Origin of the sequence: Parahoeflea halophila, assembly GCF_900220985.1 — a bacterium.
GTDB classification, from domain to species: domain Bacteria; phylum Pseudomonadota; class Alphaproteobacteria; order Rhizobiales; family Rhizobiaceae; genus Hoeflea; species Hoeflea halophila.
Genome location: NZ_OCPC01000009.1, coordinates 1 through 12557, shown reverse-complemented (window position 1 = coordinate 12557; position 12557 = coordinate 1). Strand labels below are relative to the sequence as shown.

The window sequence follows — 12557 nt, the reverse complement described above, 5'->3', positions numbered from 1 at the left end:
TCGAACCGGTTTCCGAGAGCACGTCAACTCCTGCCGTTCCTCAGGCTCGGGTTTGGAAACGCAAAAAGCGCCCGTTCGGGCGCTTTGTGTTGTTTCTGATTTGGTTGCGGGGGCACGCAACACCTTTGGTAGACTATGCACCTTTGTCCAGAATATCGCCCTCAACCGGCGTACTTTGACGGGCCCCAGTAAACCCATTTGATTGGCTGCAAATCACAGTGACTGACTTATTCCCAACGGGTTAGACAGTTTATGACGTAAACTGGGCTAATCTTTGCACCTGCTGATCGGGATTGGTTGTTTCATTCATCAGCCAACAGAGCACTGCGGATAGCCTGCCACCAAGGGAAGAGTGCATTCTACAATACTGCAATCCCTGCATGTATATTGAACACGTTTACCAATCATTATCCATAATTCTCTAAATATTGCAGTCGACGATTTCGAAGGAAAAAACAACAGCGCTCACAACGATCTGAAGCGCACCGGGCAACAAGAGCTGCACAGATGGGCCGTAAGGAAACTCTTTTTCGAATGCCGCTTGCAATAACTCTTGCTTGTAGCGTTTCCGCCTGCTCCATCCACCCGGCACCGTTTACCGAGTCCCACTTTACACTGCGCGCCAAGAACAACATTCAGCGAATGGCGGCTTATCAGGAGCCGATCTCTGGCGCCATAAGTTTGGGCGAGGCGATGGCGCGAGCCCTGAAATACAATCTGGAGCTTCGTATAAAGCAGGAGGAAGCCAGTCTGGCCAAGGCCAAGCTTGATCTTCAGCATTACAGCCTGCTTCCTAAAGCCGTCCTGAACTCGGGCTACACCAGTCGCAACAACTTGCAGGCGTCTACCAGTCTCAACCTGATAACCAACCGAGCGGACAACAGCCCCTCCACCTCACAGGACCGTCAGCAGATTTCGACAGATATATCTTTAGGCTGGGATATTCTGGATTTCGGTCTGTCTTACATCAAGGCTCAGCAGTCATCCGATGAGGTGCTCATCTCGCGCGAAAACTGGCGTGGGACCCTCCATAAGCTGATGGAAGACGTGCGCACCCAATACTGGCGGGCTTCAACCTATGAACGGCTCATTGGTCGCCTGAAAAAGCTTCAAAGCCGCACTGACGCCGCGCTTGCCAACAGCGCCAAGCGTTCACGCGGTTATGAAACGAACAGGCTGGTGGCCCTCAATTCAGAGCGTGAACTCGTCAAGGTCAAACAGGCTATCAATGATCTCGAACAGGATCTCATAAATGCCAAGATCGAGCTTGCACGGTTGATGAACTTGCGGCCGGGAACTGAATTCTCGCTGGATATCAGCAGGCGCCCGCACAACCACCTTCGTATCAACATGCCGTTGGACGATATCTTCCTTCTTGCCGTCAGCAAGCGACCCGAGCTTCGACAGAACGAGTATGAACAGCGTATCAACATCAAGGAGTCTCAAGCCAATATTCTGAACATGGTTCCGAGTCTGCGTGCTTACGCAACAGGCAATCAGAACAGCAATTCCTTTCTCCTCAATAGCAATTGGGTGTCAGTCGGCGCAGCAATGAGCTGGAGCTTGTTAAATGTATTCCAATACCCCGCAAAGCGTCATGTGACTCGATCCAAGCAGCAGCTTCTCGACATGAAGGCCCGCAGCCTGACCATGACCGTGATGACCCAAGTCTACCTGGGTCTTATTCGGTACGATTACTTCATCGACAAGCTTGCGATGGCCGAGCAGCTGCTATCTGTACAAAAGCGCCTGACAAGGCAAATGCGACTTGAAGCCAAAGCTTCCCGTGTCAGTGAACAAGAGCTTATCCTCGAAGAAATGAACGAACTGATTGCTGAAGCCAGGTGTGATATCGCCTATGCCGACCTCCAAAGAGCTTATGGTGGCTTGTTGGCCAGCATTGGAATTGAGTTCAGCCCAACTGCGGAATCCGATGTACCGCTGGATGTTCTGGCTAAAGCTTTAGAAGCGGGATGGGATGCGGCGCTTGAACACATTCACGATGCGGATTTGATCGTCAATGAAACCCGTCCGGTCCAAGGCTAACCAGATGAGAAACGCAAAACATCTATTGCCGGGTTTCTTGCACATGGTTTGCGCCGTCATGATGTCTGCTTGTTTCCCGGCAAGTGCTATTGCTGATGAGACAGCTAACGATGTTGCCGTTCGGGGCGTGATACGTGCGCTACATCAGGCTACGCTCTCCACACATCTCAGGGCCCGGGTTACTGCACTCAAATTTCGGGAAGGCGATCATTTTTCCCAAGGAGACACTCTGGTCGAATTCGACTGCCGAGCGGAAGAAGCGAGGCTGGGCGCGGCCAGAGCAATAAGAGACGAAAAATCTGTCAGATTAGAAGGAGCGAAATATCTTCGTGGCCTGAAAGCCGGAAGCACACAAGACGTGCGGATCGCTTCTGCCCAAGTGGATCAAGCCGACGCCGACATAGCTGCCATCGCCGCAAACCTTGACGGCTGCACACTGAAGGCTCCGTTTGATGGCACAGTCTACGAAACGCATATCAGAGAAAACGAGACGCCTTCCGATGGCGCTCGCATCCTATCAATCATCAATATTGATGATCCTGAAATCGAACTCATCGTACCATCAAACTGGATAAACGGGATCGCACCTGGGCGGCGGTTTGATTTCCGGATCGATGAAACGGGGGAGACGCTTACTGCAGTCGTCAGACGCATAGCGCCGGTTGTCGATCCGGTCAGCCAGACGTTCAAGATTTACGCCGAATTCGCAGAGCAGGGGGCAAAAGTCTTGCCGGGGATGAGCGGCGACGCAACATTCAGTCTAGATTGGCAGCTGCGATGACTTCGCAAGCTCAAATCCGCAATTCGCAACCCCGGCATCTACTGCCAAGCATAGAACATACTGTGGCGGTGCCATACAGCGCAAAGGACGGGCCTTATTCGGGCGATTTCATACCTGACTTAACGCAGATTGTCGCCGAAGCCAAAACCACCGAAGACCTTTTTCTCATCATGGCAAATGCGGCCCGCCAAGTTGTTGGGGCCCAGCAGATCTTTGTATTCTGCAACGCGCCAGCTCCTCATATTGTCGCCGTCTCTAGCATGCCAAGTGTCAACCGGCAGTCACCTCTGATACAGGATCTGGAGAAGATTTTTCGTATTCTTCTCGACGCGGGCGAACTTCAGACGAGCCGCATATTCAGCTTGGGCGCAGACACACAGGATGTTTCGCAGCAGCTCAAGTCATATCCGTTCAGGAGCTTGATTTGGACCCCGCTCCGCTCTGAAGGGGAAAGACCATCGGCGGGCATTCTCTATACTCGGCAAGCAGCGTGGCGCACGGAATATCTTGCACATCTCGATGCTTGTGCCCAAACATATAATGATCGCCTGCAATCAATCGCTTCCAAATCTCCTGCTGCAAACTTTCCCGCCAGACTTCAGCATTCCACAACCATTGGCAAAGCCGGCCTCGTTGTAGCGATGCTTTTGCTCATCGCGATGTGTATGCCGACGACAATGACTGTGAGCGCGCCATTCCAGGTTTCCAGCCAAAACCATCTGATTGTATCTGCCCCGATCCAGGGCACGATAGAGCAAATTTATGTATCACCCGGCGAAAAAGTAGCAATAGACCAGCCATTGATAAAATTCGCGGACACCGTTTACAGAAATCAGGTCGCAATTGCTGAACGTGCAGTCGAGATGAGCCAAGCGGAACTCAAACGCGCCAGTCAGCTCTCGTTTGAAGATGAAGAGGGCCGGCGTCAAGTCGGTCAATTGAAGGCAGATGTCGCCATAAAGCGCGCTGAGTTAGACTTTGCCACGGAGCAACTACTTCGTTCCACCGTAAGAGCTGATCTTGCCGGAACAGTTATATTATCTAATCAAGACGCTTTGATCGGCCGTCCGTTTTCGATCGGTGAGCGAATTCTTGAAATAGCTGATCCGGATAGTGTCCAGTTTGAAATCTTTCTTGACATTGCAGACGCGATTGATCTGAGTACAGGAACGGTGACCAAGCTTTTCCCAGACGCCACTCCGTTCAAGTCCTATACTGCAAGACTGACCCAAATTAGCTATCAGGCCGAACCTGATGCACTGGGCATGCTATCCTACAGGCTTATTGCCAAGCCAGAGAACGGCACACTCCGCGGACTAAAACTTGGCACAAGCGGAACAGCTAAAATATACGGCAAGAAGGTCCCGCTTGCTTTCTACCTGTTTCGCAAACCGATTACGGTGATCCGCCAATGGCTGGGCGTCTGATTCAAGCGGGTGCAGGAGCGCTTCCGCAGCTGCGCACGGACATCGAATGGGTCGAGCGAACTGACGGGCAGGACGGGGTTCGCTATTGGCAGGTACACGACCCGGTTCAGCACCGTTTCTTCCGGATAGATGAAGATACCAAGCGCATCCTTTCCGTATGGAATTCCGGCTCCACCTCCGAACAATTGACCACCAAAGTCAGAACCGAGTTCGGCATCGACCTTAGTCCTTCAAGCATCCAGAAATTAGTCCAGTTCCTGGAGGCATCCAACCTATTGTCTCTTTCGCAGGATGGCTCATGGCATTCGTTGCGAAAGAAGAAGAACGGGCTCGCTAAATTGAATTCTGGCCAGATATTTGGCCGGCTCATCATGCTCAAACTACCTCTAGCCAATCCGGAACCACTTCTACAACTACTAAGGCACCTAACTGCCCTTGTTTTTACGCAGAAATTTACTCTGCTTATGGCTGTCGTCGCAGTTGCCGGATTGTATCTGTCGGCCTCTGAAATGCTTGCCCTGATCTCCACCTCTTTTGCAGACATCAGTATCAGAGGCTTGTTTCATGTTGGATTGGCGCTCGTGATTCTCAAGACATGTCATGAGCTTGGGCACGCGGTTACAGCGTATCGTTTCGGCTGCCGCGTACCCACCTTTGGCGTCGCCTTCATGGCATTTGTGCCCTTGCTTTACACGGACGTCAGTGACTCATGGCGGCTCCGGTCAAAAAAACAAAAACTTCTGATAAGCGCCGCAGGGATGATAGCTGAGGTTTATCTCGCGGCAATCGCCACGCTTCTATGGGCGTTCCTGAATGAAGGTCTAACGCGAGATATCGCTTTTTACATAGCGACAGTTGGCTGGATCAGCAGTCTGGGGTTCAATCTCAATCCGCTTGCCAAATTCGATGGTTATTACCTTCTCTCGGACCTCATCGGATTTGAAAATCTCCAGTCCCGCGCCACGGAAATATCTCTTTGGAAATTAAGGCAGGTTCTGATTGCTCCAGATCTTCAGCCTCCAGCAGAATATTCGCGAAGAAAACGTACGGTTCTAATCGTATATGCCGTGTTGAGCTGGATTTACCGCCTCGGTATATTTGTGGGAATAGCGCTGCTCTTTTACAACTACACAGCAAAAGTCTTCGGCTTCGTTCTGTTTTTTTTGACAGTGTTCTATCTGGTTTTTCTACCAATCTGGAGAGAGCTGAAAGTCTGGAGAAGACTTAAACTGCAGCACCCGATTAGCGGGGTACTGCGTCGACCGGTTTTGGTTCTGATTTGTCTTGTTGGCGGCTTTTCACTACCGCTTTTCGGGCAGGTCTATTCACCAGCCGTATTGATCGATAGTGAGCTGCAGAGGGTATACCCGCCAGAAAATGCCAGGCTCAGCGCAGTTCATGTCCAGCAATCGGATTTTGTTAGAGCAGGAGACCCGATCGTTGACTTTGAAGTGCCGCAGTTGCAGGCGGAAATTCTAAAGAACAGCATCGAGCTCGAAGCCGCCCGGCGCCAACTTGCAAGAGCACTGTCAAGCCAGACAGACCGTTCATCGACGGCGTTGTTGCGTCATGAAATCGAAGCCTTGGAGCGCCGAGGTAGAGACCTGTCCTTACAGGTTGGTGAATTGCGCATAGTTGGTCGACTGGATGGACATGTCGTCCAGGTGTCCAAAGAGATGCGACCAGGGAACTGGGTATCACGCAACAGATGGGTTGTCCTGGTCAGCTCGGGCCGCGAGCAGGTCACGCACGGCTATCTAAGCGAGGAGGATCTGGAGAAAGTCACCATCGACACCCGTGGCGTGTTCATTCCTGATGATCCGACGCGGGCGGCAATTCCGCTCGTGGTCAGCCGGATTGCTAGCGACGCTACCCAAGAGCTGGAATTGCCGGAGTTATCTTCACAGTTTGGTGGAGCGATCCGAACCCATACCGAAAAAGGTAAGGAACTTGTACCAATCCATCCGATTTTCCATGTCGAATTCCGCATCGTCGGTAAAGCACATGCTGTGAATCAACTAATTCGAGGTACCGCCGTACTGAACGGACGCCGAGAAAGCCTTGCAATCATTTTATGGCGACGGATCACAAAGGTCCTGATCAAGGAATCGGTGATATGAGTAGCATGACGTGAAAACTCGTGTCCTGCCTTCGTCGGGAAGTCGTTGGACAGCTCAATACAGGCGATTTTCTTGATTATTTGTTAACAAAAATACTGCAAAATAATAACAGGTGATTTCTGTGCATTCACCTTTTCACGCCAGGGATTGTTGAGAACCTTTCCCTGGCGCTTTTCTATTGGCCAACATTGCCCCAAGAGCGACTGAACACCGACCCGGACGCTGCTCGAACTCAGATAACTCCGCCGAGACGAGTAACGAGTTTTCGATCAAACAGATGATCCCGGTCAAACATCCAGGTCAGAGCGTCTGCAACGGGCCAGCCGTGCTTGTAGGGTCGCGCTGATGTCAGCGCTTCAAAAACATCACAGACTGTCGAAACGCGAACCAGTGGGCCGATTTTTGACCCCGATAACCGTGAAGGATATCCGCTACCATCAAGCACCTCATGATGATGCAGGCAAATGTCGAGAGCTTCCTCGGGAATGGCAGCATACTGTTTCAGGATTTGATGACCGCGCTTTGGGTGCATCTGAATGAGTTTGCGCTCTGCCTGTGTCAGGGGCCCCTGTTTCTGCAGGATGCTCTGTGGGATTGTCAGCTTGCCTACATCATGTATCAACCCGGAAAGAACCAGCAATTCGACGGTTTCCTTGTCCATTTCCAGAGCATCGCCCAGCTTGCCCATCAGCGTGCCAACAGCAAGTGAATGCTGGAAGGTGGTTTCGTCCTTGTGTTTGAGCCTGGAAACCTCAAAAAACAGCGATGACGTTGTGCGATCCGCTTCGACGATTTCATCAATAACTGGCGCAATTTTGGTCTTGTCGAAGGCTCCGCCCGTCACAATGGCGATCAGCTCAGCCTTGAGAATTCTGGTCGAGCGCGCCACTACTTCGCTGGCTTTGACTCGTGCTTCCTCTGGTGAAAGCGACTTCTTGAGGCCATCCTTCGCTGCCGCGATCCTGGCTTTGGCCGTGTCTGCGCCGAAGGCTGTGTTGATCAGCACGAACTCCGCCGTGCTTGCCTGGATGGCATCAAGATCACCGTCACTTTCAAGCAGGAACCGGCGCTTGCCAAACGACAACTCGGCGCCCTCGACCGCCTCAACAAACATGCCTATTCTAATGTCAGCCTTAGCAAGACGTGTGATCATCGCGCGATCCTAACAGCTTTAGGATGTTCTTTATTAGAATATCCTCGTTTTCCCTTGTCGAAGAATGAATATTTGCGATTTTCCTGTCCAGGATTGGCTCCAGATGCCGACGAAACAACATTTTCTGTCATGTCTGACTTGTCAGCGCTAAACAAAAGCAGCCAATCTTCAAAAACCTGTGCGGGCAATGGCCGAGACAACCAATACCCCTGAACGTATGGACAACCGATCTCCATCAGCATTGTGAGCTGTTCTTGTGTTTCAACGCCTTCCGCGACAACCTTGGCTCCAATCTTTCTCGACAGCTCGTTGATTGTGCTTACAAGAAGCTGATTGGTCCGATTGGTGGTAAGTGAGTGGATGAAAGACCTGTCGATTTTGATCGTGTCTGGATTGATGTTGAGAAGATGCGAAAGCGATGACTGGCCCGTCCCGAAGTCATCAAGAGCAATGTGAAACCCATAGTTCTGCAGGGTCCGCAGGATATCTGATGTCCGCTCGATATCGGTCACCATCGCGGTCTCAGTCATTTCAAATTGGATCATGGCGGCATCAATCTGATGGGCCTCAACAAGATCAAGAAGGTCAATGACGACATCTTCGCTTTTGAGTTGCTCCGCCGACAGGTTGATCGATATCAAGGGGAGATGGAGACCACTGTTTTTCCATCCATTGATGATGGAGAAAGTTGTTTTGAACACATAGCTGCTCAATTCATGTATAAGGCCGGTCTTTTCGGCCACCTGGATGACGACACCTATTGATATGCCTTGCAGATAAGCATTTGATGAACGCAAAAGGACTTCCGCGCAGGCAACCTCTCCCGTGACCAGATCCACGATTGGCTGAAAGTGCAAAGAGAACTCATTCCTTTCAATGGCATCCCGTATACCCTTCTCAATCAACAGCTGATCCTGATTTGCGTCGGTCATGTCAGCTGCAAACATACGAAATGCTTTGTTGCCCCCAGTTTCTAGAGCCTTTTTCTGAGCGAGAACCGCACGTTCTATCAGTTCTTCAGAATTCAGACCGTCTCTCGGATACAAGCTCGCACCGAGACTGAACCGTATGGGCTCGCCTCCGCTTTCGGTATTGGCCGGCACCGGGAACTGCTCCGCGAGGCGCTGCATTATCCATGACACAGAAGTGGGGTCTTCGATCTGGCCAATTGCAATCAGAAATCGTCTATCATCAAGTTTCACCAGCGAAGCAGACTCGTTGCCAGGCATTAATGAGACAAATTCAGAATCCTGAATTATGGATCTTAGCCCTTTATCCACGCTGCCAAGAATCCTTGAATGCATCTCGGGATCGTCGCCAGAAACCTGTTCTTCCAGCGAATCCACACTCACACAGATAACGCTGACAGAGTTTTGATTCCGCTTCGACTGGTCGATGGAGATTTCCAATCGCTCAACAAAGGTTTCAATTGAAATGGAATGAACATTGCTGGACCGAACTCTCGATCCATCTTGTTTGGTAGCCTTTGTTTTTTTCGTCTGATCCACTTCATCCGTCACAACACGGGCGAACGAATCCGTGCGCCATTGAATGGCCCGGTCACGCCCCGATTCTTTTGCTGCATAAAGCGCCTGGTCTGCATGATCGACTGCATTGTTGACAGAACCTGCATCGAGGTCAGCGGGCGCTATGCCAATGCTGATTGAAAGGCTCCGATCGTTACCCAACCACAAACTCGACTGTGCCTTGACCTCTTGCCTCAAGTACTCGGCCACCTCTGCGGCACCGCTTTCGTCGGCTCCGTCCAGGAGCATACAAAACTCTTCACCGCCATACCTGCCGACGATGTCGCTTTTCCCGCAGGTCTGACGCAGGAGTAGAGCCAACCCCTTGATGACACTGTCGCCAACCCCATGCCCATACGTGTCATTCACGCTCTTGAAATGATCAATGTCGATCATCAAACACATGAGGGGCTGCCCGGTGGTGGCAGATGCTTCGTACTTTAATTGGAATTCTTCAAAAAAGGATCTGCGGTTCAGGCAGGATGTTAGCGGGTCATGACTCGCAAGATACTTCAACTGGCTGTTCTGTTTTGCTATTTCGGATTCCGATTTTTGGAGCTTCGCATAAGCAAGAGAAAGATCCTGGTTCTTGCGCTCAATGACCGTCACATCCTTGAATGTAACCAGTGCACCGTTGACTGAATTTCCACCAGTTGAGATCGGAGAAGCATTGACAAGAACATTAACGATTGCACCGGAGCCGCTCCGTAAATTCATCGCGACATCCCGGATTGTTTTGTTTTCTCTGAGCACTGTCAGCCATGGAAATTCAGACGTTTGACCTTCGTTCTTCCTGTATCGCCAAAGCAAATCGCTGAGCTTTTTGCCCTGGTTGTCATCACCTTGATCACCGATGATACCTGCCAACGACTGGTTGATAAGCAAGATCTGATCATCCCCATCAATCACAGCTATTCCATCTGATAGAGAATCGAAGGCACTTTGCACCCGGGATGGAACCAGTTTCGACGGGTCCAGTTGCCGCAAGGCAAGCCGGAGAAGCATGAAAATCGCGATTAGGCAGGAAACGGCAGTGAATGCCGAAAACAAAAGGAAATCGTCAGGAATTCCCAATAGCGGCAAACTCCCGCCTATCGGATCGAAGACGATTTCCACCTCCCCCCAATGCGTATCACCGTTTGAGATAGGAACTCTGATATGGGTTTGTGTGGATTTATCCGGATCGGCATTTGCCCAAAACCCATCATGTCCTGAGGTTGAAGCCAAGAGGCTACCTGACGGGACCCTCAGTGCGATCGATCTGACATGGCTCTCACGACGCTGGACTGCCGAAATAGTGGCTTCGACAATGTCGAACCTTTCTTGGCTTGCGGCAACAGCAAGCTGAATGGTTAGTGCCTCCGCGATATGCGCACGCGCCTGCAGCTGATAAGTCTGTTTGTCGGGAAACAAGCCAACAAGGCTCGCAACCGACATGATACTAAGAATGAGCAATGATATGGAAACCGCGAGCTTGGCAGCTGGTGGAAATTTCTGAACAACTCTCACCTAGCGCCCCAGTTCTGATGATTTATTCGAGGGCTCAAACATTCGGTCGACCCGATCTGCAGCACCGCCAGTCGCGTCGTTCATGTTTCTGCGCGCAACAACAATCAAAGCCGGATTGAAAAAGCCCAGTGTGGGCATTGCGGTTGCCAAAGATGCCGCAATAGCACCTCCCCTGAGTGCCCAGGCCACGAGACCTGCTGACAACGCGAACCCTCCGGACAATGTCAGTTGCCGTACTTCAAGATCGAGAATTGTTTCACGTTCCTCGACATCCGTCATGACTTGGTCGAGTGTTTTCCAGAGTGCGGCCTCGTTCAAATCAGCAAGTTCCAACCTGACCTCCCGAGGCGCTGTCTCGGCCGGAAGCAAGATTGGGTCTGGCAAGGAGAGCGGACCAGTATCAAAAATTGAAAGTTCAGGGAATTCTGGCGCCATCGCCTCATTGCTGAAGACGGGCGGCGTGGCCTCATTACTTCCCGAACCGTCCAGCTTCTGAGCAGATACTAACTTACCCGACCCTTTCTGAAGAGTTTCGACCTGAATCTCGTTGAGAACCGGTTCATCGTCGATCGGTGTCCCGGGAGCTTCGACATCGTCAATTTCGATGCTCTCAGGTGTAGTCGTTGTAGGCGCACTGCTCGCACCAACTACAGTTTCACCTATCATATCAGTAACTACGACCAGTATTTGTTGCCGGGTCAATCCACCAGAACCGTCACTTACCAAAACCTGAACTTCGTAGATGCCGTCCGAATTGCCATCGCCATGGTTCTCATAGTCGGGTGGCAAGACAAACCGCAGTACTCCAGATGCAGCATCAATCTTGAAAAGGGCTGCATCTACCCCACCAGCGATCTGATAAGTCGGTATGCCACCATCGACATCGGTGCTGGTAAGTGTTGTTACGAAATCCTGATTCTCCAGAACATTGACAGTCGCAGATGAACCACCACCATTGCTGGTGATGACAGGCGCATCATTGATATTGGCGACCGCCGCCGTGGCAGCAGACGTCAGCGGGCCTTCCGCCGTGCCGTTGCCATCGGTGTAGCTGACCTTCACAGAGATGGCGCGGCCCACATCCGCATCGCCCAGTGTGTAGGTGGAGCCCGTGGCCCCTCCAATATCAACACCGTCCCGCATCCACTGGTAGGAGAAGGCGCCCAGGCCGTCATTGTCCGAGATCCCGGATGTGTCAGCCGTCAGGGTTTCGTTCTCCGTCACCGTCCCTGTGATCGCCGGAACACCCGCAGGCGCATCATTGACATTGGCGACCGCCGCCGTGGCAGCTGACGTCAGCGGACCTTCCGCCGTGCCGTTGCCATCGGTGTAGCTGACCTTCACCGAGATGGCGCGGCCCACATCCGCATCACCCAGCGTGTAGGTCGAGCCCGTGGCGCCTGCGATATCAACACCATCCCGCATCCACTGGTAGGAGAAGGCGCCAAGCCCATCCGCATCCGAGATGCCCGATGTGTCTGCCGTCAGGGTTTCGTTCTCCGTCACCGTTCCGGTGATCGCAGGCACCCCGGCAGGGGCATCATTGACATTGGCGACCGCCGCCGTGGCAGCTGACGTCAGCGGACCTTCCGCCGTGCCGTTGCCATCGGTGTAGCTGACCTTCACAGAGATGGCGCGGCCCACATCCGCATCGCCCAGCGTGTAGGTCGAGCCCGTGGCGCCTGCGATATCAACACCATCGCGCATCCACTGGTAGGAGAAGGCGCCAAGCCCATCCGCATCCGAGATGCCCGATGTGTCTGCCGTCAGGGTTTCGTTCTCCGTCACCGTTCCGGTGATCGCAGGCACCCCGGCAGGGGCATCATTGACATTGGCGACCGCCGCCGTGGCAGCTGACGTCAGCGGTCCTTCCGCCGTGCCGTTGCCATCGGTGTAGCTCACCTTCACCGAGATGGCGCGGCCCACATCCGCATCACCCAGCGTGTAGGTCGAGCCCGTGGCGCCTGCGATATCAACACCATCCCGCATCCACTG

The 12557-nt window shown here is 52.3% G+C and carries 8 protein-coding genes; 5 read left to right on the top strand and 3 right to left on the bottom strand.

The window, feature by feature from the left end; all coding sequences use genetic code 11:
• From CRO46_RS20105 to CRO46_RS19640, 5 genes are all read left to right on the top strand, one after another.
• The coding region (locus CRO46_RS20105) for a hypothetical protein (RefSeq protein ID WP_210421553.1) at positions 1-202 on the top strand (202 nt) is incomplete at its 5' end.
• Between the two features lie 305 nt (positions 203-507).
• Positions 508-2046 (top strand): TolC family protein, encoded by a 1539-nt coding sequence (locus CRO46_RS19655; RefSeq protein ID WP_097109521.1) that lies wholly within the window; start codon positions 508-510, stop codon positions 2044-2046.
• A gap of 4 nt (positions 2047-2050) precedes the next feature.
• Positions 2051-2827, top strand: coding sequence for an efflux RND transporter periplasmic adaptor subunit (locus CRO46_RS19650; protein WP_179759135.1), 777 nt, complete (start codon positions 2051-2053; stop codon positions 2825-2827).
• On the top strand, positions 2824-4254 hold the full coding sequence (locus CRO46_RS19645) for an efflux RND transporter periplasmic adaptor subunit (protein ID WP_097109519.1): 1431 nt from the start codon (positions 2824-2826) through the stop codon (positions 4252-4254). Before CRO46_RS19650 ends, CRO46_RS19645 begins: the two co-directional genes overlap by 4 nt.
• Positions 4239-6374 (top strand): site-2 protease family protein, encoded by a 2136-nt coding sequence (locus tag CRO46_RS19640; protein WP_097109518.1) that lies wholly within the window; start codon positions 4239-4241, stop codon positions 6372-6374. Before CRO46_RS19645 ends, CRO46_RS19640 begins: the two co-directional genes overlap by 16 nt.
• Before the next feature lie 232 nt (positions 6375-6606).
• Here the strand turns inward: CRO46_RS19640 and CRO46_RS19635 are convergent, their stop codons facing one another.
• The 3 genes from CRO46_RS19635 to CRO46_RS20040 form a co-directional block, all read right to left on the bottom strand.
• Positions 6607-7527, bottom strand: a complete 921-nt coding sequence (locus CRO46_RS19635; protein WP_097109517.1) for an HD-GYP domain-containing protein — start codon at positions 7525-7527, stop codon at positions 6607-6609.
• Entirely contained in the window at positions 7524-10562 is a 3039-nt protein-coding gene (locus tag CRO46_RS19630) for an EAL domain-containing protein (protein ID WP_097109516.1), read from the bottom strand. The genes CRO46_RS19635 and CRO46_RS19630 overlap by 4 nt, the downstream gene beginning before the upstream one ends.
• On the bottom strand, positions 10563-12557 hold a 1995-nt coding region (locus CRO46_RS20040; protein WP_179759134.1), incomplete at its 5' end, for a cadherin repeat domain-containing protein.

Bases quoted from the DNA above. Each gene is read 5' to 3' on its own strand.
- CRO46_RS19645 (WP_097109519.1), top strand. From the start codon at position 2,824: ATGACTTCGCAAGCTCAAATCCGCAATTCGCAACCCCGGCATCTACTG.
- CRO46_RS19640 (WP_097109518.1), top strand. From the start codon at position 4,239: ATGGCTGGGCGTCTGATTCAAGCGGGTGCAGGAGCGCTTCCGCAGCTG.
- CRO46_RS19650 (WP_179759135.1), top strand. From the start codon at position 2,051: ATGAGAAACGCAAAACATCTATTGCCGGGTTTCTTGCACATGGTTTGC.
- CRO46_RS19655 (WP_097109521.1), top strand. From the start codon at position 508: ATGGGCCGTAAGGAAACTCTTTTTCGAATGCCGCTTGCAATAACTCTT.
- CRO46_RS19635 (WP_097109517.1), bottom strand. From the start codon at position 7,527: ATGATCACACGTCTTGCTAAGGCTGACATTAGAATAGGCATGTTTGTT.